Consider the following 23,699-nt stretch of genomic DNA (forward strand, 5'->3'; position numbering starts at 1 on the left):
GGGTAGGGGAGCGAAGCCATGTCCCTCGATGCCGCGCTGCTCAGCGCCCGCTCGGGCCTCGCGCACACGCAGCGCGCGCTGGCCGCCGCGGCGAACGATGTCGCCAACGCCGAGACGCCGGGGCACACGAAGAAGACCGTCGCCGGCCGCGCCGATGCCGGCGACGGCACCGGCATCGGCGTGCGCAGCCTGCCGCCGACGCGCGAGGTCGACGAAGCCCTGGTCGGCGAGATCAATGCGCGGCGTGCCGCCGCCGCGGCGGCCGAGGCGCGGCTCGCGCTGCTCCGCGGCATCGAGGCGGCGCATGGCAGCCCCGAGGCCGGGGATGGCCTCGGCGACCTGGCGGCGGCGCTGCACACCGGCTTCGAGGATCTGCGCGCCGACCCCGCCGAGGCCGGCCGCCAGGCAGGCCTGGTGATGCAGGCCGACGCGCTGGCGACGCGCCTGAACGAGATTTCGGCCGCCATCGTGAAGGCCCGCCAGCAGGCGCAGGACGGCATCGTCACCGAGGTCTCGGCCATCAACGCGACGCTGCGCGAGATCGCGGCGCTGACCATCGAGATCCGCGAGCAGGTGGCGCTCACGGGCAGCGCCGCCGCGCTCGAGGACAAGCGTGACAACGCCATCGCGCGCCTGTCGGAAAGCCTCGAGGTGCGGGCGCTGAAGCGCGAGGATGGCGGGCTCGTGCTGGTCGCGCGCGGCGGCATGGTGCTGCCGCTCGACCCGAAGCGTGATGCCTTCTCGACCGCCGATGCCATCCTGGGGCCCACCGCCTTCCACGGCGCCGGCGGCACCATCCCCGGCATCATGCTGGGCGGGCAGGACGTGACGCAGGCACTGGCGGGCGGGCGGCTCGCGGAATACGTGGCGCTGCGCGACCAGACGCTGCCGCGCTACCAGGCCGAGGCCGACCTCGCGGCCGCGCATCTCGCCGGACGGCTCGAAGGGCAGGGGCTGCGGCTGTTCACCGATGCCGCGGGCGCGGTGCCCGACGTCACGCAGCCCTATGCCGGCGGCGCCATGGTGGGCTTCGCCGGCACGATCCGCGTCAATGCCGCCGTCGCCGCCAATCCCGCGCTGCTGCGCGACGGCACGCACGATGTGGCGGGGGATCCGGCCGGGCCTTCCGCCTTCACGACCAATCCGCCGGGCGGGCCGGCGGGGTTCGTGACGCTGCTCGACCGCGTGCTCGACTTCGCCTTCGGCGCGAACGCGCAGCCGGGCGTCGCCTGGGGCGCCATCCCGACCGGCGGGCTCGGGCCGGACGGGACGCTGTCCTCCCCCTTCGGCGCGCCGCCGACGCTCGAGGGCTATGCCGGTCTGCTGACCGCGGCGCACACCGCCGACCGCGCGGCGGCCGCCGCGGCGCTGGATGGCACGCGCGCGTTGATGCAGGGGCTCGAGGCGCGCTTCGCCGCGCGCTCGGGCGTTGACGTCGACACGGAGATGGCCGCGATGGTGACGCTGCAGAACGCCTATGCCGCCAATGCGCGCGTGATGAGCACCGTGCAGGCGATGTGGGACCAGCTGCTGGCCTCGGTGCGCTGAGGATGACGACGATCGGTCGCATCGGCGGGCTCGACGCGGGGGCGGCGGCGCTGCGCGCCAGGCTCGACGTGCTGACGCGCCAGGTCTCGGACGGGCGGAAGGGGCCGCGCTATGGCGACATCGCGCCCGAGGCGCGGCGCGCGGTCGACCTGCGCGCCGAGATCGGGCGCCGGGACACCTGGCAGGGCACCATCTCCCGCGCGCTGGCGCATACCTCGGTGGCGCAGAACACGCTCGGCCGCATGGAGGCGATCGCGACGCGCTTCTACCAGGAGGCGATCCGCCTGGACGGCACGAGCGGCGTGCGCATCGCGGCCGTGGCGGCCGAGGCGCGCGCCGCCATGGCGGAATTCGCGACCCTGATGAACGAGCGCCACGCGGGCGAATACATCTTCGGCGGCACCGACAGCGCCAATCCGCCGATCCCGGACGCCGAGGGCATCGCCGCCGGCGGCATGGCGGCCGACATCGCCGCCGCGGTGGCCGGGCTCGGAGGCGGCAATGCGGCGGCGGTCGCGGCCGCGACGCTCGCCGCCGCGCAGTCGGATGCGGCGGGCACCACGCCGTTCTCGGCCTTCGTCTCGGACCCGGCGCAGGGGCTTGCCGAACCTCGCCGTGCCGTGCCTTCGGCCGAGGGGGAGCGCGTCGCCTACGGGCTTTTCGCCAACCGCAACGCCGCCGCGGCCAGCACGGGGGAGACGACGGGGGCCTGGTCGCGCGATATCCTGCGCGGGCTGGCCACGCTGGCCGCGCTCGACCCGTCGCAGGCGGCGCTCGGCGCCGACTTCACGGACCTGGTCGCGACCGTGCGCGACGGCATGCGAAGCGCGCTCGACGCGCTCGGGGTGGAGCGCGGCGCGCTGGGCGCGACCGAGGAACGACTGGAGGCGACCGCGCGCCGGCACGCCGATGTCACGGTCACGCTCTCGGGCCAGCATGCGGGGATCGAGGAGGTGGACATGGCCGAGACGATCAGCCGCCTGCAGGCGACCCAGACACAGCTCGAGGCGTCCTACCGCGCGATCTCGATCGCCGCGGGCCTGACGCTCACGCGCTTCCTGTAGCGACGGCGCGGTTCCCATGGCCCGCATTCAGGCTCGATTAACCGCGGCCGGGGCATCCTGCCGGCGACACCGCAAGATGCGGCGCGCAACCCGGTTCCCGGTCCGGTCAGGACCGCGGGGACCAACGGATCCAGGGGAAGACCCCGTATGTCGCTCAATTCCGTCAACACCAATCTCGGCGCCATGGTGGCGCTGCAATCCCTCAATCGCACGAATGAGGGGCTGAACATGACGCAGAAGCGGATCTCGACCGGCTTCCGCGTGAACGACGCCAAGGACGACGGCGCGGCCTTCGCCGTCGCGCAGTCGGTGCGCGCCGACGTCGCGGGCCTCAATGCCGCGAACGAGCAGCTGGGCGGCACGAAGGGAATCCTGGACACCGCGCTGGCCGGCCTGACCAAGGTCTCCGAGACCATGGTCAAGGTGCGCGAGACGCTGGTGCGCCTGGCCGACGACACGCTGAACGCCGACCAGCGCGCGCAGTACGAGAGCCAGTACACGGCGCTCCGCACGCAGATCGAGAACTTCATCACCGACGCCACCTACAACGGCCGTACGCTGCTCTCGACCACGGCGCCCGAGGGCGGCGACATCGCGACAACGCGCAACGAGACCGGCACGACCTACACGCTGACGGCGGTCGATGGCGCCGGCACGCTGGTCGTCGCGGCGGCGCCGACGGACGCCGCCGGCGCGCAGGCGGCGCTCGGCTCCGGCGGCGACTTCGAGACGATCCAGACGGCGCTCAGCAATGCGCTGAACACCTTCGGCAGCGACAGCCGCTACCTCGACAACCAGATCGCCTACAACAAGGACAAGGCCGATGCGCTGGAAGCGGGCCTCGGCTCGCTGATCGACGCCGACCTCGCGAAGGAATCGGCGCGGCTGCAGTCGCTGCAGATCCGCCAGCAGCTGGGCACCCAGGCGCTGTCCATCGCGAACCAGGCCCCGCAGACCCTGCTGAGCCTCTTCCGCTGATCTCCCGGTCGCGGCGCCGGCCTTCCCCCGGCCGGCGCCGCGCCATCCCCTGCATCGCCGGGAGGACAGGATGTCCACGCTTGTGCTCGAACTCCGCCAGGGCGACCTCATGGTTGTCAACGGCGCGCCGATCAGGTTCCGCAACCGCGCGCGGATCGAGCTGACCGCCAAGGCGCGCTTCCTCTTCGGCAAGCAGCTGATGACGCCCGAGGGCGCCAGCACGCCGGCCCGCCGCATCTATTTCGCGCTGCAGACCGCGTATATCGGCGACGAGGACGAACGCGAGGGGGGGCTGACGGCCGCGCGCGCGCTGATCGCCGACTTCCAGGCCGCGACCACCTCCGTCCTCGCGCGCGACCTGCTGGACCGCGCGCTGTCCGCGGCGGAGGCCGACGAGTGCTACACCGCGCTCAAGCTCGTGCGCCGCGTCATGCGCCACGAGGACGTGGTGATGGGCGTGCTGCCGCCCGGTGCGGCGACCGTGGAGGACGACCAGCCGTGACGCTTGCCGACATCGCCCGTGCCTATGGCGCGACGCGCGCCGCGCTCGACCCCCGCGAACAGGAAGCCGACGTGTTCCGCCGCGTGACCGGCGGGCTGCGCGCGGCCGTGGCGCAGGAAGGGCCCGCGCGGATGCGCGCCGTCGCCGACAACCGCCGCCTCTGGCTCGCGGTCGAGACCGCGCTCACCGATCCGTCGAACCGCCTGCCGCCGCCGGTGCGCGCGGGGCTGGTCTCGCTCGGCCGCGCGGTACAGCGGGAAATGGACGGGATGGATCCTGACCTCGCCTTCCTCATCGAGGTGAACGACCAGGTCGCCGCCGGGCTTGCTGGGCGCGCCTGAGGGTCGCGCCGCGGCGCGGTCAGGCCTGGTTGCTGCCCGCCTCTCGCCCTGGCAGAGGGCGTTGCGGCTCGGGCAGTTCCGGCGGCGCCTGCCGTTCCACCGCTGATGAGCCGTCGAGCCGCAGCCCGGCCGGCGCCGGCGCATCGGCCACGACCGCCGCCCGGTAGGCGGCGATCTGCCGCGGCGAAGGGATGGTGTTCGCGACATCGCCGACCGAATCGCGGAACTCGATCACGACCATCCCGAGCGTGCCGTCCAGCCGCAGGCGCGGATTGGGCGTCATGGGTGCCGGCGGGGGGATGGCCTCGCCCTCGTCGCGCACCGGCGGCGTGGCGCGCGGCACGGTGCGCGTGGGTTCGGCGAGGCCGCGGATGGAAAGGGCAAGGTCGGCGGTCATGGCTTTGGCTCCATCCGCATCATCCGAGACGGACGTGAAGGAAGGGTTGAAGCGTGCCCGCTTTGACCTGCCGGCCCCGGCGGGCGATTCTGCCGCGACCATCGTGCCCCGGACCTCTCCCCCACCACCCGACGCCTATCTCCGCACCGCGCTGCTCGCGGTGATGGCGGGCGCGCTGCTGAGCGCCGCGGGCTTCCCGCTCGGCTGGATGGTCGGCGCGATGCTGGCCTCGGCCTATCTCGGCTGGCGCGGCGTGGCGGCTGTGCCGGACTGGGTGCGGCCGGCGGGCCTCGTGGTGCTCGGCCTCGGCCTCGGGCAGACCTTCACCGCACCCGTCGTGGCCGCGGTCGCGGGCGCGCTGCCGGTCATCCTGGTGGGCGGGCTCGGCGCCATCCTGGCCGGCATCGCGGTGCTGCCGCTCTATCGGCGCATCGCGCGGGTGGACCTGCGGACGGCCTACTACGCCGCCATTCCCGGCGGCATCATGACCATGGCCGTGCTGGCGCAGCGCGCGGGCGCGGGCGTGCCGGCGGTGACGCTCGCGCAGACGCTGCGCATGGCGGCCGTCGTGCTGATATTCCCGCCGGTCATCGCGGTGTTCGCGACGGGCGCGCGCGACGCGGCGTTCACGGCGGACCTGCCGCCGCTCGCCTGGGGCGGGCTCGCGCTGATGCTGGCCGGCGGGGCGGTGGTGGCCTTCCTGGGCGGCAAGGTCGGGCTCGCCAATGCGGCGATGCTGGCGCCTTGCCTGCTGGCGATGGCGCTGTCGGGCTTCGGTGCGCTGCCCTCCTCCGTGCCGCGTTGGCTGGTCGATGCGGCGCAGGTCGCGATGGGGGCGAGCCTCGGGATGCGGCTCACGCCGCAGGCGCTGGGCGGCGGGCCGCGGAGGCAGGCGCTGGCCGCCCTCGTCTCGGCGCTCGCCATCTCGGCGTTGCTCGCGGTCCTCGGCGTGGTGCTCGGCCTCGTCTCGGGCCTCCCGCCCGTCGCCGTTTCGCTCGGCATGGCGCCGGGCGGCATGCCGGAGATGGCGGTGACGGCCAAGGCGCTCGACCTCGCGGTGCCGCTGGTGCTGGGCTTCCACCTGGTCCGCACCGTGCTGTGCAACCTGCTGGTCGGGCCGATCTGGCGGCTCGGCCTTCGCATCGGCCTGTTCCGCTGAGGCGCACTACAGGCCGCCCGAGAGCCTGACCGGATAGGCGGCGAGGCTTCGTTCCACCAGCACCGGCAGGCTGTCGCGCAGCGCAAGGGCGGTGCGCGCCTCGCCCGCCACGCAGGCGGCCTCGAGCGCGGCGGCGGCCTCGCGCAGCGCCGCGGCGCCGAAGGTGCCCGCGGCCGACTTCAGGCCATGCGCCTCCTCCTCGATCGCGGCCAGGTCGTGCGTTGCCGCCAGCCGCGCGAGGCGCGCGCGCGTCTCCTCGGCAAAGACGCCGATCAGTCGCGGCAGGCGCCCGGGGCCAACCGCGCTCCGCAATTCGTCAAGCGTCGTGTGGTCGAGTAGCGCCGGCGCCGCGTGCGGCTCCACCGCCGGGGCCACGGCGCGCGGGCGGCGCGGGCGCGCGTCCAGCACCTCGGCCACCGCGCCGAGCAGCATGGTGCGGTCCATCGGCTTGGGCAGGTGCCCATCCATCCCGGCCGCCAGGCATTTCTCCCGGTCGCCCGCCAGCGCCGCCGCCGTCATGGCGATGATGGGCACGCGCCCGGCCGCGCCCGCGAGGCCGCGGATCGCGGCGGTGGCGGCGAAGCCGTCCATGCGCGGCATCCGCACATCCATCAGGATCAGGTCGTAGGCGGCGGTGCGCGCGGCGCCGAGCGCCTCCTCCCCGTCGCGCGCCAGGTCCACGGCGTAGCCCGCCTTGCGCAGGATGGCGGCGGCGACGAGCTGGTTCGCCTCGCCATCCTCGGCCAGCAGGATCCGCCCGCGCGCGCCGGACGTCGCGCGCGGCACCGCCGCGGCCGGCGCCGGCAGCAGCGTCCCCGGCGGACGGCCCGAATCCGACACGGGCGCGAGCGCGATGTCGAACGCGAAGACCGAGCCCTTGCCCGGCGTGGAAGCGAGGCCGATGCGCCCACCCATCAGCGCGACCAGCTGCTTGCAGATCATGAGCCCGAGGCCCGATCCGCCGAAGCGTCGCGACGTGTCCGTGCCGCCCTGCGCGAAGCGGCGGAACAGCCCGCGCTGCACCTCGGGCGGGATGCCGATGCCGGTATCGGCGACGGCGAAGCGGATGCGCCCGTCTTCCTCCGACCGCTCGACCCGGATGCCGACGCCGCCTGAGGAGGTGAACTTCACCGCGTTGTCGGCCAGGTTCAGCAGCACCTGGCGCAGCCGCTGCGGGTCCCCCACCACCCGGGCGGGCAGCAGCGGCTCGATGCTGGCCGACAGGCGGATGCCCTTCTCGGCGGCCGCGGGGCCGAGCAGGTCGAGCACCTCGGTCACCGGCCGGGCGAGGTCGAAGGGGATCGCCTCCAGCTCGAGGCGCCCGGCCTCGATCCGGCTGAGGTCGAGCATCTCGTTGATGGTCAAGAGCAGCGTCTCCCCGCAGCGGCGCGCGGTCTCGGCATAGGCGCGCTGCTCGGCGTCGAGGCCGGTGTCGAGCAGCAGCGAGACGGTGCCCATGACGCCGTTCATCGGCGTCCTGATCTCGTGGCTCATGAAGGCGAGGAAGTCGCTTTTCTCGGCGCTCGCGCGCTCGGCCTGGCGGCGCGCGCGCTGCGTCGCCTGCGCGAGGCGCACGCGCGCCGTCACGTCGTGCTGGATGCCGAGGAAGTACTGCAGCTGCCCGTCCGCGGCGAAGACCGGGGAGATGTGCAGCTCGTTGACGAAGCGGCCGCCGTCACGGCGGTAGTTCACGATCTCGATGTCGAGCGGGCGGCGCTCGGCGATCGCGCGGCGGATCGCGTGCACATGCGCCACGTCCGTGCCCGGTCCCTGGAGGAAGCGGCAGTTGCGCCCGATCACCTCGGCCGGCCCGTAGCCGGTGATGCGGAAGAAGGCCGGGTTGGCATAGACGATCGGGCAATCGGGCCGGTTCGGGTCCGACACCACGATACCGGTCGGCGCCGCTGCGACCGCCGCCGCCAGCGCATCGCGGAACGGCGCCGGGGACTGCGCCTCGACGCTATTCGTCGTAGGCGACGAGAGCTTCGAACGGGACATCGAGACGTTTCCTTCCGCCGAGGAAGGTCAGCTCGATCAGCGCGGCCGCGCACGGCACCTCGGCCCCCGACTGGCGCAGCAGGGAAATGCCCGCCGCCATGGTCCCGCCCGTCGCGAGCAGGTCATCGAGGAGCACGACCCTCTGGCCCTTCTGCACCGCATCCGCCTGCATCTCGATGCGGTCGGTGCCGTATTCCAGCGCGTAGTTCAGGCCGATGGTCAGGCCCGGGAGTTTCCTCGGCTTGCGCAGCATGATGAAGCCAAGGCCAAGTTCGAGCGCGAGAGGCGCCGCGACGAGGAAGCCGCGGCTCTCGATGCCGGCCAGGAGATCGGGCTTGTGCGGCCGGATCGCGTCGGCCAGCCGGGCCATCGCGGTCCGCCAGGCCGGCCCGTGCCGGAGCAGGGTCGAGATGTCGTAGAACAGGATGCCGGGCTTCGGGAAATCCGGAATCCCGCGGATATGGGCCTTGAGGTCGCTGGTGTCGGTCGTCACGTCTGGTCGCTGCCGGTCTTTTTTCAGGAGGGTGGTCGCCCATGCCGGACGAGGCGCGGGCGGGCCGGCAGTTCGCTAGCCTTCCTGGTGGCAGGATAGAAGACTGACATCCGGGATGTCCATCGCTGCTGACGGGGCTTGGCGCGGCGTGCGGGACGCCGCAGATGAAGCGTCATGTCCCGCTCCGCTCTTGCTGCCCTCGCCGGCATTGCCGGCTTCGTCCTCTACGTCGTGGTCGTGCTGCTGGTGGCCGACCATGTGCGGTCGCTGCACTGGACCCTCGAGCTGGTGTTCTTCGCCGTCGCCGGCATCGCGTGGGTCTGGCCGGCGAAGCGGCTGATGGTCTGGGCGACGCGATAGGGCGGGCGCCGCCGCGCCGGACGGGGACAAAGGTCCCGGGGCGCGGCGCATCGGCATGCGGGGCCGTTGGGGCGGCATGTCCGGCACCGGGGCCTGCCGCATGGCCGCATGCCCGAGGTCACGCGTTCGTGCTGCCGCGCGTTAACTGAAAATTAAGAAAATTCTCTCCAATTAACACATCGTATCAATTGGAGAGACGATTGTGCCACGGAACCCTGAACGAATGGTTTACGGCAGGCTGGCCATCCTCGCGACCGTCATCGGTCTCGCAGGGCCTGCGGCGGCGCAGGAGGACCGGCTCGGTGGCTTCCACATCGGCATCTTCGGCGGCGAGGCCATCCTCGATTCGACCGTCACCATCCCCGCGACCGCCACCAGCCCCGGCGCCGTCTTCGTCGACCAGGGCGGCGACGGCTTCATCTTCGGCGCACGGGCCGGCTGGGGGCGCCTCGTGACCGAGCGCGCCTACCTCGGCATCGAGGGTGAGGCGATCGTGCCCTACAACGTCACGAGCCGACTGAACGCGCTCGGCGTCGAGTACCGGGCGCGGCTGCGCAACGAGTTCGGCGTCTACGGACGCATCGGCTATGCGCCGGCGCGTGACGGGATGGTCTATTTCCGCGCCGGCCTGACGGTGCCGCGCCAGAGCTTCCAGTCCACGGGCGGCCAGGACGGCGCCGACTGGACGCTCGTGCCCGCCTTCGGCGTGGGTGGCGAGATCCATGTCACGCACGACATCGCGCTGCGCGTGGACGCGACCTATTCGGTCCCGTCGGGCGCCAACCGCATCGAATCCTGGCGGCTGACCGGCGGCATCCTCTGGCGCTTCTCGCTGGGTGGCCGCTGACGGGGCGGCGGGCCCGCGAAGGCCGGGAACGCCGGCGCGGCCGGACAAGAACGAAAAAGGCCCCCTGGCGCACCAGGGGACCTTTCGCCGATCGCGGCGGACCATGGTCGGAGTGAGAGGATTCGAACCTCCGGCCCCTGCGTCCCGAACACAGTGCTCTACCAGGCTGAGCTACACTCCGGCACCGGGCCGCCGCTGGGAACGGCGCCGTATAGCGGCCCGCCCCCTGGCCTGCAAGACCGCCTGCTCGCGACTTTGTCACGGGTCATCGCGGCGCGTGTGGTACAGGCTGCGCGCGCAACGGCCGCGGCAATCGCGCAGGCGGCCACGGGCAAGGGACCATTCATGAAGGCTTGGATTCTGGCTGGAGCCGCATGTGCCGCGCTCGGCGTGGCCAGTACCGCGATCGCGCAGGACGTGATCACGGCGCGCCGTGAAGGTATGCGCGCCGAAGGGCGGCAGATGGAAGCGATCAAGGCCGTGATTGATGCGCGCGGCGACACGCGGCCGATTGTCGAACGCGTCGACACCATCACCGGATTCTATCGCGACCTGCAGGCGCTCTATCCTGTTGGGAGCGGCACCGGCCAGACGCGCGCCCTGCCCGCCATCTGGTCGGACCCCGCCGGCTTCGAAGCCGCCCGCACGAACATCGTCGGGGCGCTTGCCGTCCTGCGCAGCGCCGCCGCCTCGGGCGATGTCGCGGCGACCGCCGCCGCGTTCAACCAGGTCGGGGCCGGCTGCGCCGCCTGCCATCGCGGCTACCGGGCCGCGGCGCGCTGAGCCTTCCTGTCACGCGCCTCAGCCGAGGCGCGTGACGTACCAGACCCCGGCGACCGCGGCGGCAAGCAGCACCACGCCGAGCAGCGCCGGGGCATGGCGCGGCGCCTGCGCCACGCTGGCGGGCAGGGCCTTCGTCCCGGTCACCATCGGCACCACCAGGTCCTGCCCCTTGACCAGGCGGTAGGACACCACCGCCAGCACGTGCACCAGCACGGCGATGAGCAGCCAGTCGATCAGCGTGACATGCAGCGTCGTCATGCGTTCCGAGGTCGCCTCGCTCACGGCGTTCGCCAACGGCCCGTGCTGCGAATAGGTGAAGCCGACATCGTGGTTCGCAAACAGGCCGCTCGTCGCCTGCGCCAGCAGCAGGCCGAGCAGCAGCACGACCATCCAGGCGCCGGCGGCGTTGTGCGTCGTCTCGGTGTCGGGCTCGACCCGGCGGAACTTCATGATCTGACGGACCGCGGTGCCCGGGCCGCGCAGGAAGGTCGCGAAGCGGGCGTTGCGCGAGCCGACCAGGCCCCACGCGATCCGGAAGGCCACGAGCGTCAGCAGCGTGTAGCCCGACATGTAGTGGAGGTTCCAGGCGCCCGATTTCGCGCTGAGGAAGGACACCAGGACGCAGCCCGCCGCCCCCCAGTGGAACAGCCGCACCCAGCCGTCCCAGACCTTCACCGGCACCGTCTTTTCCGCCATCTGTGCACTCCTCGGTTCGCCGCAGCCTGCCATGGGGCGGCGCGCCGCGCGAAGCGGGGGCCGCATGACACTTCCGGGATGGGACGCCGTTCCGCCTTTCGCCAGGGGGGCGCTGGTCGCCGCCGCGGCGGCGCTCGCCTGGGCGCTGGCCGCGCGGCTGGCGGGCCGGCCGCGCGTGCTGGCCGCGGCGGCGGGCGTCGGGCTGCTCGCGGGCTTCGTCGCGGTGCTCGGCGTCACGCTGGCGTCGCCGCGGCAATTGCTCGAACGCCTGCCGGCGCTGGTCGCGATCGGCCTTCTGGCCGGCGCGGTGGCCTCGGCACGCCCGCGCCCCGTCGCAGCGTTCGGCGTGGCGGCGGGCCTGATCGGCGGCGCCTGGTGGCTTGCGGGCGCGCCCATGCATCCGCAGGACCTGTTGCGTGGCGCGGCGGCCATGGCGGCGGTGCTGGCGGGGATGGTGGTCGCCTGGTGGCGCGGCGCCGGCGCCTGGCCGATGGCCTCGGCCTGGGCGGCGCTGGCGCTCGGGCTCGGCCTCGCGGCGGCGCGCGGGCCCTATCTTGCGCTGGCGTTCGCGGGGTTGGCGGCCATCGGGGCCGCGGCGCTGGCGCGCGGGGCGGCGGGGCCGGCGTCCCGGATGCCGTTCGCGCTGGCGCTGGCGGCGCTGGCGGCGGTGCCGGTGCTGGCGCGCGGCGCGCCGGCCGATGTTGCCGCCGCGGCGGCGCCGGCGCTGGCCCTGTTCGCGGGCCCCGTGCTTGCCGCGCGCCTGCCGCGGCGGATCGGGCGCTGGGCCGGGCCGCCGCTCGCCGCGGCGCCGGCGTTGGCGCTGGCCTGGGTCCTGGCGTGACCCCGGCTCAGGCGACGGCGGCGGGGGGCCTGGCGCCTTCGGCCTCGAGGCTGTCGAGATAGGGGTCGAGCGCCAGCACGAAGCGCACCAGCGCCGCCACCAGCGCGGTCGCGCCCGGTGGCGCCGCCATCGGTGCCGAGGCCTCCAGGCGGATGCGATGGTCTGGCGTCAGCCTCGCGCGCCAGCCCGCGGGCAGCCGCCCCGGCAGGCCCGCGGCGGCGGCGAAGGCGCGGCGCCGGTCGGCCCCCGGATCGGCTGAGGAGGGGATGCGCCCCGCATCCGCGGCGATCCGCACGCCCCCCGGCCCCAGCTCGGCCAGGCAGGCGCGGCCGCGCCACGCGAAGCGGAGCGCGGGCGGGTCCTGTGCGCGGCGCGGCGCCAGCGCGCCGTCCGGGGTGACGTCGAAGGGGCCGAGGCGGAGCGTCTCCATGGGCGGCAACCTTGCCCGCGAAGGGTGAACGCACCATAACCGCGCCCATCATGGCCCTCGGACACAGCCTGCGTCTCGTGCTCGCCCCGCCGCATCCGGCCGGGCGTCCCTTCCTCATCGGGGGCGGCGCGGCGATGCTGCTCGGCCTCGTGCTGCTCGGCGACTGGCTGTTCTGGCTGGGCCTGCTGTTCACGCTCTTCTGCCTCTATTTCTTCCGCGACCCGGAACGGGTGGCGCCGGGGCGGCCGGGCCTCGTGATCGCGCCGGCCGACGGCAAGGTGGTCAGCGTCGCGCCGGCGGTCCCGCCCGAGGAACTCGGCCTCGGCCCCGCGCCGCGCTGGCGCGTCGCGATCTTCCTGTCGGTGCTGGACGTGCACGTGAACCGGATGCCGGTGGACGGCACCGTCTCGCGCGTCGCCTACCGGCACGGCAAGTTCCTGTCCGCCAACCTCGACAAGGCGAGCGAGGAGAACGAGCGCAACGCCATCGCGCTGGCGCTGCCCGACGGGCGCGACCTCGCGGTGGTGCAGATCGCGGGGCTTGTCGCGCGGCGGATTCTCTCGGACGCGAAGGTGGGCGACGTCGTGCAGGCGGGCGAGCGCTTCGGCATCATCCGCTTCGGCAGCCGCACCGACGTCTACCTGCCCGAGGGCGTGCAGCCCGTGGTCAGCGTCGGCCAGACGATGATCGGCGGCGAGACCGTTCTCGCCGACCTCGGCACGCCATGACGGGCAACGAGGCGGAAAGCCGCGTCCGCCGCCTCAGGCGCCGCTTCCGCCCGCGCACGCGCCCGCGCTTCGAGGGCCAGTCCTTCAACCGCCTGATCCCGAACATCATGACGATGCTCGGCCTCTGCTGCGGGCTGGTCGCGATCCGCTTCGCCCTCGAGGGGCGCTTCCAGATGGCGGCCGTGCTGATCGTGGTCGCCGGCGTGATCGACGGGCTGGACGGCCGGCTCGCGCGGATGCTGCGGGCGACGTCGCGCTTCGGGGCGGAATTCGACAGCCTGTCCGATTTCCTCTGCTTCGGCGTGGCGCCCGCCTTCATCCTCTATCTCTGGACCATGCACGACTATCGGGCGCTCGGCTTCGCGCCCTGCCTTCTGCTCGCGGTCTGCGCGGCGCTCAGGCTCGCGCGCTTCAATGCGGCGCTCGATTCCAAGGCGGTGGTGAAGCCGGCCTATACCTACAACTTCTTCACGGGCGTGCCGGCGCCGGCGGGTGCGGGCTGCGCGCTGTTTCCGCTGTTCCTCGGCCTCTGGTTCGACGAGGCGGGGTGGACGGGATTGGCCGCCGCGGCACGGCATCCGGCGCTGGTCGGGACCGTGCTCGTGCTCGTGGCGGGGCTGATGGTCAGCACGCTGCCGACCTGGTCCTTCAAGAACTTCAAGGTGCCGCGCGACTACGTGCTGCCGCTGCTGGTGGGCACCGGCCTCTTTGTCGCGCTCCTGCTGGCGGAGCCCTGGGCGGCGCTCGCCATGGCTGGCATCGTCTATCTCGGGATGCTGCCCTTCTCGCTGCGGTCCTACCTGCGGCTGAAGCGCGAGGCGGAGAGCCTGCTCGAGCCGGTCGTCGTCGCGGAAGGCCCTGGCCCCGGGGGGCGGTGACCGACATCACGCGCCTGCGAGGATGGGTCTTGGCCGCCATGCGGGCCTGGCGCATGGTTCGGCCGCCGGCGGGCCCCATGCCCCGCCGGGACGCCGATCCGGAGGACGCACGCCGTGTTCCGCAAGACCCCCGCGGCGACAATCGCCGCCCTCGTGCTTCAGCTCGCCCTGCCGGCCCAGGCCCAGGCCCAGGCCCAGCCCGACCCGGTCGCGCGCGGGCGTTACCTGGTTGAAGGCATTGCCGGCTGCGGCAACTGCCATACGCCGAAGGGTCCCCAGGGCGACCTGCCCGGCATGAACATGGCCGGCGGCGCCGTCTTCGACGAGCCGCCCTTCCGCGCCGTCGCGTCCAACATCACGCCCGACCCGGAGACCGGCATCGGCCGCTGGACGGACGCCGAGGTGGCGCGCGCCATCCGGGAAGGCATCCGCCCCGATGGCCGCATCATCGGCCCGCCCATGCCGATCGAACTCTACCGCGGCATCTCGGATGCCGACCTTGCCGCGATGGTCGCCTATCTCCGCACCGTGCCGGCGGTGCGCAATGCCGTCGAGCCGAGTGTCTACCGCATGCCGCTGCCGCCGAGCTACGGCCCGCCGGTCGCCAATGTCGCGCGCCCGGCCGACGACCCCGTCGCGCGCGGCGCCTACCTCGCCGGACCGCTCGGCCACTGCACGGAATGCCACACGCCGATGCGCGAGGGCGGGCAGCGCGACTGGCCGCGCCTCGGCGCGGGCGGGCAGCAATTCCCGGGGCCCTGGGGCGTCTCGGTCGCGCGCAACATCACGCCGCATCGCGAGGCCGGCATCGGCGGCTGGACCGATGCGCAGATCCTGCGGGCGGTGACCGAAGGCGTCTCGGCCGACGGGCGGCGGATGTTCCCGCCCATGGGCTACGGCTACTACGCGCGCATGACGCCGCGCGACCTGGCCGACCTCGTGGCCTGGCTGCGCTCGATCCCGGCGCTGCCGTGACGCCGCTCGGTGCCGTCACGCTGCTGGTGGCGGGCCGGCCGGTGACTGTCACGGGCGGGCCCTTCGACGCACTGCCTGCGGGCGCGCGCGGCCTCTGCCTCGAACCGCGCGCGGCGCGCGCGGCGGAGGCCGAATGGCGCCTCGACATCCCCGATTTCGGTGTGCCGGAGGAGACTGCGCTGCGCGCCGCGCTCGCGGCGCTGCTCGAGGCGATGCGGGCGCGGCCGGCGGATGCCTACCATGTCGGCTGCCGCGCCGGGCTCGGGCGGACCGGCATGGCGCTGGCCTGCCTTGCCGCCATGACGGGGGTCCAGGACCCGGTGCGCTGGCTGCGCGCCGCCTACGACCCGCGCGCTGTCGAGACGCCGGCGCAGGAGGCGATGGTCGCGCGCTTCGCGCCTTGACCTCCGTCGCCGCGTGCCCGGAGCAATATCCGGCCGGATGTCGTGCGTTGGAACGCGCAAGCGCCAGGAGCAGTTCACCCTCGCTCCGATGGAGCCGCGCATGGTTCCGTCGGAATGGGCGCTGCTCTAGGCTCCGCGCGACCACGTCGTTCGGAAGGCCCTGCATGTTCTACGAACCCCGGCTCGGCCACGGCCTGCCGCACGACCCCTTCAAGGCCATCGTCGCGCCACGGCCGATCGGCTGGATATCGACGCTGGATGCGCGGGGGCGGGCGAACCTCGCACCCTATTCCTTTTTCAACGCGGCGCTGTCGCGCCCGCCCATGCTGATGTTCACCAGCGAGACGATGAAGCACAGCGCCGCCAATGCGATCGCGACCGGCGAATTCGTGTTCAACCTCGTCCCGCGCGCGCTGTTCGACGCCATGAACGTCTCCTCGGGCCTGTTGCCGGAGGGGGAGAGCGAATTCGCCGCGGCCGGGCTCGCCGAAGCGCCCTGCCGCGTGGTCAGGGCACCGCGCGTCGCGGCCTCCCCGGCTTCGCTCGAATGCCGCGTGGTGCATTCGATGCGCCTCAACGACATCGAGGGGACGCCGCTGGAAGGCTGGATCGTCATCGGCCAGGTCGTGGGCGTGCATATCGACGACGCCTACCTGCGCGATGGCCGCTTCGACACGCTGGCGGTGCAGCCCGTCGCACGCTGCGGGTACCGGGACTACAGCGCCGTCGAGGGCATGTTCGAGGCGCTGCGGCCCTCCGATGCCGGTGCCTTCGCGTCCGGCCAGCGGGACCGGTAGCGCGCTACGACCCCTTCGCCGCGATGATCGCGCCGGTCATGCTTTCGGGGATGCGGTTGCGCCAGGCGCCGGCATCGACCTGCGTGACGAAGTCGAGCACCGCGCGGTTGAAGGCGTCCGGGTCCTCGAGGTTCATGGTGTGCCCGCATTTCGGCATCACCAGCAGCGCGCTGGACGGGATGGTGCGCTTGAGGAAGACCGAGGGTTCGAGCGTCGGGTCGTCCTCGTCGCCGGCGATCACCAGCGTCGGCACCGTCAACTGACGGAACTGCGCCTCGAGGTCGCCGAGCGCCGGGCGTTCGCGCTGCACGCCCATCATGGTGTTGGCCGAGCCCTCGGCGGAATGCTCCATGAGCTGCGCACGGAACTCGGCGTAGCCGCGCGGGTCCTTCTCCTCGAACACCAGGCGGGTCGGGCCGCGGGCATAGACGGCGCCCATCGTCTCCATCCCCTCGGCGCGGATGCGGGTCGCGGTCGCCTCGACCTCGGCGCGGAACTGTTCCCGCTTGCCGGGGGCGGCGCCGTAGCCGACGCCGGCCGCGGTCAGGCTGCGCGCGAGCGCCGGGTGCCGCAGCCCCAGGTGCAGCGTCGCGAAGGCGCCCATGGAGAGGCCCACGACATGCGTCTGCCCGAGGTTCAGCCCCTTGATCACGGCCGCGATGTCGTCGGTCGCGCGGTCCTGCGAATAGGCCTTCGGGTCCGACGGCACGCCGGATGGCGGGTAGCCCCGCGCAGCGTAGGCGATGCAGCGGTAGCGCCGGGAGAAGAAGCGCAGCTGCGGCTCCCAGGACCGGTGGTCGCCCGCGAATTCATGGACGAAGACCATCGGGATGCCGGACCCGGCTTCTTCGTAGTGCAGGGTCACCCCGTCGTCGGTGCTGATGCTCGGCATGCCGTCCTCGTGCAGTTCCCGGCGCGGAGGATGGAAGCGTCGCGGCGCGGCGTCCAGGCGCCTTGACAGGGACGGGGCGCGAGCGCATCTGAAAACAGTACCTGAATGGTCCTGATTGCAGGAGGGCAACGGCCGTGCTGCGGCTCTCGAAACTCACCGACTACGCCGTGGTGGTGCTCACGCGGCTCGAGGAGGCGGAGGAAGGCGGCGTGCTGACCGCGCCCGGCCTTGCCGCCGCGACCGGCCTCGGCGAGCCCACGGTCTCGAAGGTGCTGAAGATTCTCTCGCATGCCGGGCTGGTCGAGGGCCGCCGCGGCGCGCTCGGCGGCTACCGGCTGACGCGCCCGCTGGCCGCGATGCCATTGACCGACGTGATCGCCGCGATAGACGGACCGATCGCGCTCACCGCCTGCGTGGACAATTCCATCGGCGTCTGCGACGCGGAGGCGACCTGCCCCGTGCGCGGCCGCTGGGACCCTGTGAACGACGCCATCCGCCGGGCGCTGTCCGGCATATCCATCGCCGACCTGGCAGGCGCGCCGCAGCGCGCCGCCCTGGCCGCCGAATAGGACGGAGAAGACCAATGCCTGCCGTCACGGAGACCATCGAGACCGTCCAGGCGGTCGCGGAGTCCGGCTACAAGTGGGGCTTCGAGACCGACATCGAGATGGAGTTCGCGCCCAAGGGGCTGAACGAGGACATCGTCCGCTTCATCAGCGCCAAGAAGAACGAGCCCGAGTGGCTGCTCGAATGGCGCCTGCGCGCCTTCGCCGCCTGGAAGACCATGGAGGAGCCGCGCTGGGCCGCGGTCAAGTACCCGCCGATCGACTACCAGGACAGCTACTACTACGCCGCGCCGGTGAAGAAGCCGGGGCCGAGGTCGCTCGACGAGGTCGATCCCGAGCTGCTGCGCACCTATGAGAAGCTCGGCATCCCGATCCGCGAGCAGGCGATCCTGGCCGGCGTCGAGGGCGCCGGCGAAACGCCGGCCGAGGGCCGCCTGCCCGTCGCGGTCGACGCGGTGTTCGACAGCGTGAGCGTCGCGACCACGTTCAAGGCGCGGCTCGAGAAGGACGGCGTGATTTTCTGCTCGATCAGCGAGGCGGTGCAGAACCACCCGGAGCTGGTGCGGAAATACCTCGGCACGGTCGTGCCGCAGGGCGACAATTTCTTCGCGGCGCTGAACAGCGCGGTCTTCACCGACGGGTCCTTCGTCTACATCCCGAAGGGCGTGCGCTGCCCGATGGAGCTGTCCACCTATTTCCGTATCAACGCGAAAAGCACGGGGCAGTTCGAGCGCACGCTGATCATCGCGGATGCGGGCTCGCACGTCTCGTATCTGGAGGGCTGCACGGCCCCGATGCGCGACGAGAACCAGCTGCATGCCGCGGTGGTCGAGCTGGTCGCGATGGACGACGCCACCATCAAGTATTCCACGGTGCAGAACTGGTACCCCGGCGACGCCGAGGGCAAGGGCGGCATCTACAACTTCGTGACCAAGCGCGGCGCCTGCCGCGGCGCGCGGTCCAAGATTTCCTGGACGCAGGTGGAGACGGGCTCGGCCATCACGTGGAAGTATCCGTCCTGCATCCTGCAGGGCGAGGACAGCGTGGGCGAATTCTACTCCGTCGCCATCACGAACAACTACCAGCAGGCCGATACCGGCACGAAGATGTTCCACATCGGGCCGCGCACCAAGTCGACCATCGTGTCGAAGGGCATCAGCGCGGGGCACGGGCAGAACACCTATCGTGGCCTGGTGCGGATCGGTGCCAAGGCCGCCGGCGCGCGTAACTTCACGCAGTGCGACAGCCTGCTGATCGGCGACCTCTGCGGCGCGCACACCGTGCCCTACATCGAGAACCGCTGCGCGACGGCCAAGGTCGAGCACGAGGCGACGACGAGCCGCATCGCCGAGGACCAGCTGTTCTACTGCCGCCAGCGCGGGCTGACGCAGGAGGAAGCGGTCGGCCTCATCGTCAACGGCTTCTGCCGCGAGGTCCTGAAGGAGCTGCCGATGGAGTTCGCGGTGGAAGCCCAGAAGCTGTTGCAGATTTCGCTCGAGGGGAGCGTCGGTTGATGTTGCATATCGAAGGACTGACCGCCGAGGTCGACGGCAAGCCGATCCTGCAGGGGATCGACCTCCAGGTGCCGACGGGCGAGGTGCACGCCATCATGGGCCCGAACGGGTCGGGCAAGTCCACCCTGTCCTACGTGCTGGCCGGGCGCGACGGGTACGAGGTGACGGGCGGCATCGCCACCCTCGACGGCCGCGACATCCTGGCGATGGAGCCTGAGGAGCGTGCCGCCGCGGGCGTCTTCCTCGCCTTCCAGTATCCGGTGGAGTTGCCCGGCGTGGGCAATGCGATGTTCCTCCGCACCGCGCTCAACGCCGTCCGGCGCGGGCGTGGCGAGAGCGACCTCGACGCCATGCAGTTCCTGAAGCTGGCGCGCGAACGCATGAAGGCGCTCTCGATGCCCGAGGACATGCTCAAGCGCGGCGTCAATGTCGGCTTCTCGGGCGGCGAGAAGAAGCGCAACGAGATCCTGCAGATGGCGCTGTTGCAGCCGGCGTTCGCCATCCTGGACGAGACGGACAGCGGGCTCGACATCGATGCGCTCAAGATCGTGGCCGATGGCGTGAACGCGATGCGCGGCCCGGGCTTCTCGGCGCTGGTCATCACGCATTACCAGCGGCTGCTCGACTACATCGTGCCGGACCGCGTGCACGTGCTGATGGGCGGGCGCATCGTGAAGTCCGGCGGCCCGGAACTGGCGCAGGAGCTGGAGGCGCAGGGCTACGGCGCCGTCCAGGCCGCGGCATGACGGCGGCGCAGACCGGCGCGGCCGGCTTCCTCGCGCGCTACGAAGGGCTGAAGGACCACCTGCCCGGCGCCCGCAAGCCTTGGCTGAATGCACTGCGCGCCGACGCCGCCGCGCATTTCGCCGCGCGCGGCTTCCCGACACGCCGCGTCGAGCAGTGGAAGTACACCGACCTCGCGCCCGTCGCGCAGGCCGCCTTCGCCGAGCCGCTGACCAGCGTGGGCGGCAGCGTTCGCCTGCCCGCGGCGAACTCGCCGCACCGCGCGGTCTTCGTGGATGGGCGCTTCCGTCTCGACCTCTCGACGCTCGACGGGCTTCCCTTCCGCGTGCGCGGACTGGCGCAGGACCTGGCCGAGGCCGAACCGCATCTCGGCGCGCTGGCGAAGCCCGAGGCCGAGCCGCTCGCGGCGCTAAACACCATGCTGTTCGAGGACGGGGTCTTCCTAGAACTGCCCGAGGGCGTGGATGGCGGGCTGCTCGAGCTCGTCTCGGTCGCGGTCGATCCCGGGCGGCCCTTCGCCTTCCATCCGCGCCACCTGGTCCGCCTCGGCGCTGGCGCCCGCCTGACGCTGATCGAGACGGCTACCGGCGCCGGCACCTGCCTGCACAACCCGGTCTTCGAGATCGACGTGGCCGAGGGCGCCATGCTGACCCACGGCCGGATGCTGCAGGAGGCGGCGACGGTCTTCCACCTGTCGACCATCTATGCGCGCATCGCGGCGGGGGCGACCTACGACAACTTCACCGTGGCCGCTGGGCCGCGCCTCACGCGCAACGAGATCCACGCCGCCCTGGTCGGGCCGCATGCGGCCTGCCACATGAACGGGGCGCAGATGGCCGCCGACGGCCAGCACGTGGACACGACCACGTCGCTTGACCATGCCGCGCCGGACTGCGCCAGCCGCCAGACCTACAAGACGGTGCTCACGGGCCGTGCGCGTGGCGTCTTCCAGGGCAAGATCCACGTCCATCGCGTGGCGCAGCGCACCGACGGCTACCAGATGAACCAGGCCCTGCTGCTGAGCGAGGAGGCCGAGATCGATAGCAAGCCGCAGCTCGAGATCTATGCCGACGACGTGAAGTGCAGCCACGGCGCGACGGTCGGCGCGCTCGACGCCGACAGCCTGTTCTACCTCCGCTCCCGCGGTATCCCCGGGGACCAGGCGCGCGCGATGCTGGTCGAGGCCTTCCTGCACGAGGCGGTCGAGACCGTTACGGACGAAACGCTGAAGGGCGCGCTGACCCGCGTGCTGGATGCCTGGTGGGAACGGCAGGGGGTGGCCGCGTGATGGACGGCATCGCGGCTGCCCCGTTCGACGTGGCGCGCATCCGGCAGGATTTCCCGATCCTGTCGCAGCCGCAGGCGCGTGGGCGGCCGCTGGTGTTCCTCGATTCCGGGGCGTCGGCGCAGAAGCCGCGCGCGGTGATCGACGCGATGGTCCGCTGCATGGAGACCGCCTACGCCAACGTCCATCGCGGCGCCTATCGGCTCAGTGAGCTCGCGACCGACGCCTACGAGGCCGCCCGGACCGCCACCGCCCGCTTCATCAACGCGGCCGATGCGCGCGAGGTCGTGTTCACGAAGAACAGCACCGAGGCGATGAACCTCGTCGCTCATTCCTGGGGCCGCGGCGTGATGAAGCCCGGCCAGGCGGTGCTGATCAGCGAACTCGAGCACCACGCCAACATCGTGCCCTGGCAGATGCTGCGCGACGACAATCGCGGCATCGAACTCCGCGTCTGCCGCGTGACCGATGCCGGCGAGATCGACATGGACGACCTCGAGGCGAAGCTCGCGGACGGCAAGGTGGGCCTCGTCGCAATCGCGCACATGTCGAACGTGCTCGGCACCGTCACGCCGGTCGAGCGCATCGTGGCGCTGGCCCATGCGCAGGGTGCGAAAGTGCTGCTCGACGGCTCCCAGGCCGCGGTGCACCGGCGCGTGGACGTGCAGGCGATCGGCTGCGACTTCTACTGCTTCACAGGGCACAAGCTGTACGGGCCGACTGGCATTGGCGTGCTGTGGGCGCGGCTCGAACACCTCGACCGCATGCCGCCCTTCCTCGGCGGCGGCGACATGATCAGCGCCGTCACCTTCGAGACATCCGAATGGGCACCAGCCCCTGCGAAGTTCGAGGCCGGCACGCCGCCCATCATCGAGGCCGTCGGCCTGCACGCCGCGATCGACTACGTCACCGCCATCGGCATGGGCGCGATCGAGGCGCATGAGCGGGCACTGGTCGACCACGCCATGGGCGCGCTGGCCGGTGTCCCCGGCCTGACCCTGATGGGCCGCGCGCAGGACCGCGGCGGCGTCTTCGCCTTCGCCATGGATGCGGCACATCCGCACGACCTCGCGACCCTGCTCGACCGTGCCGGCATCGCCGTGCGCGCCGGGCGGCACTGCGCCGAGCCGCTGCACGCTCGCTTCGGCATGGAGAACGGCACGACCCGTGCCTCCTTCGGCCTCTATACGACGAAGGAGGAGGTGGACCTCCTGGCGCGCGCGCTGGCGGAAGCGCGGGAGTTCTTCAAATGAGCGGGCTGTTCGACGACCTGCGCGACCTCTACCAGGAGGTCATCCTGGACCATGGCCGCAAGCCGCGGAACTTCCGCCGGCTCGAGGATGCCGACGCCACGGGGCGCGGCGACAACCCGATGTGCGGCGACCGGATCGAGCTGTTCGTGAAGCGCGCGCCGGACGGCACCATCGCCGATGCCGCCTTCCAGGGCCGCGGCTGCGCCATCTCGACCGCGTCGGCGTCCCTGATGACCGAGGTCGTGAAGGGCAAGACGCCGGCGGAGGCGAAGGACCTGGGCGCCAAGTTCCGCGAACTGGCCATGACCGGCGCATGCCCCGACTGCGGCGCCGCGCTGGCCGACGACATGGAACGCCTGGCGCCGCTGTCGGGCGTGCATGAATTTCCCTCCCGCGTGAAATGCGCGACGCTCGCGTGGCATACGCTGAACGCCGCGCTCGACGGGACCAAGGAGGCGAGCAGTGAGTGACGACGCCACCACCGAGACCCGCAGCGCCTGGACGCCCGATGGCGAGGTCACGCCGCCGGCGCCCAAGGTGAGCGAGGACGCCGTGATCGCCGCGATCTCGACCGTCTACGACCCCGAGATCCCGGTCGACATCTACCAGCTCGGCCTGATCTACGCGGTCGAGATCGAGGACGACGGCAAGGTCAAGGTCGAGATGACCCTGACCACGCCCTCCTGCCCCTCGGCGCAGGAACTGCCGGCCCAGGTGGACGACGCCGTGCGTGCCGTGGACGGCGTGACCGACGTGCTGGTCGAGGTCGTGTGGGACCCGCCCTGGGACCCGTCGCGCATGAGCGAGGACGCCCGCCTCGCTCTCAACATGTTCTGAGGGCCCGCAGCATGAGCACCACCACCGAAGCCCCGCGCTCCCGGCGCGCCCTGCCGCCCCTGATGGGGCTGACCGACGCCGCGGCCGACCGCCTGCGCGCCCTTTATGCGAAGGGGGAGCACGGGAAGCTGCTGCGCATCGCGGTCAAGACCAAGGGCTGTTCCGGCCTGTCCTACGACCTGTCCTGGACGGATGCGGCCGCGACCTCGGACGAGGTCGTCTCGGACAAGGGCGTGACCGTGCTGATCGACCGCAAGGCGACCCTGTTCCTGATCGGCACGGTGATGGACTACGAGGTGAAGGCGATGACCGCGGGCTTCACCTTCACCAATCCGAACGAGAAGGGCCGCTGCGGCTGCGGCGAGTCCTTCCACGTCTGAAGGACCCGC

Annotated in this window: 29 protein-coding genes and 1 tRNA gene; 23 read left to right on the forward strand and 7 right to left on the reverse strand. The window is 72.2% G+C overall.

The window, feature by feature from the left end; all coding sequences use genetic code 11:
• Positions 1 to 18 precede the first annotated feature (18 nt).
• The 5 genes from E8M80_RS06535 to E8M80_RS06555 all read left to right on the forward strand — a co-directional run bounded on the left by E8M80_RS06535 (position 19) and on the right by E8M80_RS06555 (position 4,433).
• Positions 19 to 1,548, forward strand: coding sequence for a FlgK family flagellar hook-associated protein (locus E8M80_RS06535; RefSeq protein WP_137124860.1), 1,530 nt, complete (start codon positions 19 to 21; stop codon positions 1,546 to 1,548).
• 2 nt (positions 1,549 to 1,550) lie between these two features.
• Positions 1,551 to 2,612 carry a flagellin gene (locus E8M80_RS06540; RefSeq protein ID WP_137124861.1) on the forward strand — a complete coding sequence of 354 codons (1,062 nt, stop codon included), beginning with the start codon at positions 1,551 to 1,553 and terminating at the stop codon, positions 2,610 to 2,612.
• 147 nt (positions 2,613 to 2,759) lie between these two features.
• The gene (locus E8M80_RS06545; RefSeq protein WP_137124862.1) at positions 2,760 to 3,590 is read left to right on the forward strand and encodes a flagellin; all 831 of its coding nucleotides are present in this window, start codon (positions 2,760 to 2,762) and stop codon (positions 3,588 to 3,590) included.
• A gap of 70 nt (positions 3,591 to 3,660) precedes the next feature.
• A complete protein-coding gene (locus tag E8M80_RS06550; protein WP_137124863.1) occupies positions 3,661 to 4,092 on the forward strand; it encodes a flagellar biosynthesis repressor FlbT in 432 nt (143 codons plus the stop codon).
• Positions 4,089 to 4,433: a flagellar biosynthesis regulator FlaF gene (locus E8M80_RS06555; protein WP_170979233.1), complete on the forward strand. Its 345-nt coding sequence runs from the start codon at positions 4,089 to 4,091 to the stop codon at positions 4,431 to 4,433. The genes E8M80_RS06550 and E8M80_RS06555 overlap by 4 nt, the downstream gene beginning before the upstream one ends.
• 19 nt (positions 4,434 to 4,452) lie before the next feature.
• Here the strand turns inward: E8M80_RS06555 and E8M80_RS25810 are convergent, their stop codons facing one another.
• Complete coding sequence (locus tag E8M80_RS25810; protein ID WP_170979234.1) at positions 4,453 to 4,830, reverse strand: hypothetical protein; 378 nt, start codon at positions 4,828 to 4,830, stop codon at positions 4,453 to 4,455.
• Between the two features lie 46 nt (positions 4,831 to 4,876).
• On the opposite strand from E8M80_RS25810, the gene E8M80_RS06565 reads away from it, so the two are divergent.
• Positions 4,877 to 5,989, forward strand: a complete 1,113-nt coding sequence (locus E8M80_RS06565; protein WP_170979235.1) for an AbrB family transcriptional regulator — start codon at positions 4,877 to 4,879, stop codon at positions 5,987 to 5,989.
• A 6-nt stretch (positions 5,990 to 5,995) separates the two neighbouring features.
• Here the strand turns inward: E8M80_RS06565 and E8M80_RS06570 are convergent, their stop codons facing one another.
• Together E8M80_RS06570 and E8M80_RS06575 are read right to left on the reverse strand one after the other, a co-directional pair.
• Positions 5,996 to 7,987, reverse strand: coding sequence for an ATP-binding protein (locus E8M80_RS06570; protein WP_137124867.1), 1,992 nt, complete (start codon positions 7,985 to 7,987; stop codon positions 5,996 to 5,998).
• Positions 7,950 to 8,480 carry an adenine phosphoribosyltransferase gene (locus E8M80_RS06575; RefSeq protein ID WP_137124868.1) on the reverse strand — a complete coding sequence of 177 codons (531 nt, stop codon included), beginning with the start codon at positions 8,478 to 8,480 and terminating at the stop codon, positions 7,950 to 7,952. The genes E8M80_RS06570 and E8M80_RS06575 overlap by 38 nt, the downstream gene beginning before the upstream one ends.
• Before the next feature lie 174 nt (positions 8,481 to 8,654).
• Between E8M80_RS06575 and E8M80_RS06580 the strand changes: the two genes are divergently transcribed.
• Together E8M80_RS06580 and E8M80_RS06585 are read left to right on the forward strand one after the other, a co-directional pair.
• Positions 8,655 to 8,840 carry a DUF2842 domain-containing protein gene (locus E8M80_RS06580; RefSeq protein WP_137124869.1) on the forward strand — a complete coding sequence of 62 codons (186 nt, stop codon included), beginning with the start codon at positions 8,655 to 8,657 and terminating at the stop codon, positions 8,838 to 8,840.
• 223 nt (positions 8,841 to 9,063) lie between these two features.
• Positions 9,064 to 9,687, forward strand: a complete 624-nt coding sequence (locus E8M80_RS06585) for a hypothetical protein (protein ID WP_137124870.1) — start codon at positions 9,064 to 9,066, stop codon at positions 9,685 to 9,687.
• Positions 9,688 to 9,791: 104 nt separating this feature from the next.
• On the opposite strand, the gene E8M80_RS06590 is transcribed toward E8M80_RS06585, so the two are convergent.
• Positions 9,792 to 9,868: transfer RNA gene (locus tag E8M80_RS06590), tRNA-Pro, on the reverse strand.
• A gap of 74 nt (positions 9,869 to 9,942) precedes the next feature.
• Between E8M80_RS06590 and E8M80_RS06595 the strand changes: the two genes are divergently transcribed.
• On the forward strand, positions 9,943 to 10,470 hold the full coding sequence (locus E8M80_RS06595) for a cytochrome c (RefSeq protein WP_137124871.1): 528 nt from the start codon (positions 9,943 to 9,945) through the stop codon (positions 10,468 to 10,470).
• An 18-nt stretch (positions 10,471 to 10,488) separates the two neighbouring features.
• Here E8M80_RS06595 and E8M80_RS06600 read toward each other — a convergent pair whose 3' ends face one another.
• Entirely contained in the window at positions 10,489 to 11,166 is a 678-nt protein-coding gene (locus tag E8M80_RS06600) for a cytochrome b/b6 domain-containing protein (protein WP_137124872.1), read from the reverse strand.
• Positions 11,167 to 11,230: 64 nt separating this feature from the next.
• Here E8M80_RS06600 and E8M80_RS06605 point away from each other — a divergent pair, with 64 nt between their 5' ends.
• Complete coding sequence (locus tag E8M80_RS06605) at positions 11,231 to 12,007, forward strand: hypothetical protein (protein WP_137124873.1); 777 nt, start codon at positions 11,231 to 11,233, stop codon at positions 12,005 to 12,007.
• A gap of 7 nt (positions 12,008 to 12,014) precedes the next feature.
• Here E8M80_RS06605 and E8M80_RS06610 read toward each other — a convergent pair whose 3' ends face one another.
• Positions 12,015 to 12,437 carry a hypothetical protein gene (locus tag E8M80_RS06610; protein WP_137124874.1) on the reverse strand — a complete coding sequence of 141 codons (423 nt, stop codon included), beginning with the start codon at positions 12,435 to 12,437 and terminating at the stop codon, positions 12,015 to 12,017.
• Positions 12,438 to 12,487: 50 nt separating this feature from the next.
• Here E8M80_RS06610 and E8M80_RS06615 point away from each other — a divergent pair, with 50 nt between their 5' ends.
• The 5 genes from E8M80_RS06615 to E8M80_RS06635 all read left to right on the forward strand — a co-directional run bounded on the left by E8M80_RS06615 (position 12,488) and on the right by E8M80_RS06635 (position 16,219).
• Positions 12,488 to 13,165 carry a phosphatidylserine decarboxylase gene (locus E8M80_RS06615; protein ID WP_137124875.1) on the forward strand — a complete coding sequence of 226 codons (678 nt, stop codon included), beginning with the start codon at positions 12,488 to 12,490 and terminating at the stop codon, positions 13,163 to 13,165.
• Positions 13,162 to 14,043 carry a phosphatidylcholine/phosphatidylserine synthase gene (locus E8M80_RS06620; protein ID WP_137124876.1) on the forward strand — a complete coding sequence of 294 codons (882 nt, stop codon included), beginning with the start codon at positions 13,162 to 13,164 and terminating at the stop codon, positions 14,041 to 14,043. Before E8M80_RS06615 ends, E8M80_RS06620 begins: the two co-directional genes overlap by 4 nt.
• 114 nt (positions 14,044 to 14,157) lie before the next feature.
• Positions 14,158 to 15,018 (forward strand): c-type cytochrome, encoded by an 861-nt coding sequence (locus E8M80_RS06625; RefSeq protein WP_137124877.1) that lies wholly within the window; start codon positions 14,158 to 14,160, stop codon positions 15,016 to 15,018.
• Positions 15,015 to 15,422, forward strand: a complete 408-nt coding sequence (locus tag E8M80_RS06630; RefSeq protein WP_137124878.1) for a protein phosphatase — start codon at positions 15,015 to 15,017, stop codon at positions 15,420 to 15,422. The genes E8M80_RS06625 and E8M80_RS06630 overlap by 4 nt, the downstream gene beginning before the upstream one ends.
• 164 nt (positions 15,423 to 15,586) lie before the next feature.
• The gene (locus tag E8M80_RS06635) at positions 15,587 to 16,219 is read left to right on the forward strand and encodes a flavin reductase family protein (RefSeq protein ID WP_137124879.1); all 633 of its coding nucleotides are present in this window, start codon (positions 15,587 to 15,589) and stop codon (positions 16,217 to 16,219) included.
• 4 nt (positions 16,220 to 16,223) lie between these two features.
• Here the strand turns inward: E8M80_RS06635 and E8M80_RS06640 are convergent, their stop codons facing one another.
• Positions 16,224 to 17,111, reverse strand: coding sequence for an alpha/beta fold hydrolase (locus E8M80_RS06640; protein WP_137124880.1), 888 nt, complete (start codon positions 17,109 to 17,111; stop codon positions 16,224 to 16,226).
• A 134-nt stretch (positions 17,112 to 17,245) separates the two neighbouring features.
• On the opposite strand from E8M80_RS06640, the gene E8M80_RS06645 reads away from it, so the two are divergent.
• Genes E8M80_RS06645 through E8M80_RS06680 form a run of 8 tightly spaced genes read left to right on the forward strand, consistent with a single transcriptional unit; the run spans position 17,246 to position 23,690 of the window.
• Positions 17,246 to 17,680 (forward strand): SUF system Fe-S cluster assembly regulator, encoded by a 435-nt coding sequence (locus E8M80_RS06645; protein WP_137124881.1) that lies wholly within the window; start codon positions 17,246 to 17,248, stop codon positions 17,678 to 17,680.
• Positions 17,681 to 17,694: 14 nt separating this feature from the next.
• Entirely contained in the window at positions 17,695 to 19,191 is a 1,497-nt protein-coding gene (gene sufB / locus E8M80_RS06650; protein ID WP_137124882.1) for a Fe-S cluster assembly protein SufB, read from the forward strand.
• On the forward strand, positions 19,191 to 19,937 hold the full coding sequence (gene sufC, locus E8M80_RS06655; protein ID WP_137124883.1) for a Fe-S cluster assembly ATPase SufC: 747 nt from the start codon (positions 19,191 to 19,193) through the stop codon (positions 19,935 to 19,937). Before sufB ends, sufC begins: the two co-directional genes overlap by 1 nt.
• Complete coding sequence (gene sufD / locus E8M80_RS06660) at positions 19,934 to 21,223, forward strand: Fe-S cluster assembly protein SufD (RefSeq protein WP_137124884.1); 1,290 nt, start codon at positions 19,934 to 19,936, stop codon at positions 21,221 to 21,223. The genes sufC and sufD overlap by 4 nt, the downstream gene beginning before the upstream one ends.
• Entirely contained in the window at positions 21,223 to 22,473 is a 1,251-nt protein-coding gene (locus E8M80_RS06665; RefSeq protein WP_137124885.1) for an aminotransferase class V-fold PLP-dependent enzyme, read from the forward strand. The genes sufD and E8M80_RS06665 overlap by 1 nt, the downstream gene beginning before the upstream one ends.
• Positions 22,474 to 22,478: 5 nt before the next feature.
• Complete coding sequence (gene sufU, locus E8M80_RS06670; RefSeq protein ID WP_137125044.1) at positions 22,479 to 22,943, forward strand: Fe-S cluster assembly sulfur transfer protein SufU; 465 nt, start codon at positions 22,479 to 22,481, stop codon at positions 22,941 to 22,943.
• Positions 22,936 to 23,310, forward strand: a complete 375-nt coding sequence (locus tag E8M80_RS06675; protein ID WP_137124886.1) for an SUF system Fe-S cluster assembly protein — start codon at positions 22,936 to 22,938, stop codon at positions 23,308 to 23,310. Before sufU ends, E8M80_RS06675 begins: the two co-directional genes overlap by 8 nt.
• A gap of 11 nt (positions 23,311 to 23,321) precedes the next feature.
• Positions 23,322 to 23,690 carry an iron-sulfur cluster assembly accessory protein gene (locus E8M80_RS06680; RefSeq protein ID WP_137124887.1) on the forward strand — a complete coding sequence of 123 codons (369 nt, stop codon included), beginning with the start codon at positions 23,322 to 23,324 and terminating at the stop codon, positions 23,688 to 23,690.
• Positions 23,691 to 23,699 lie beyond the last annotated feature (9 nt).

Source organism: Roseomonas sp. HF4, from assembly GCF_005222755.1.
Lineage (GTDB): Bacteria > Pseudomonadota > Alphaproteobacteria > Acetobacterales > Acetobacteraceae > Neoroseomonas.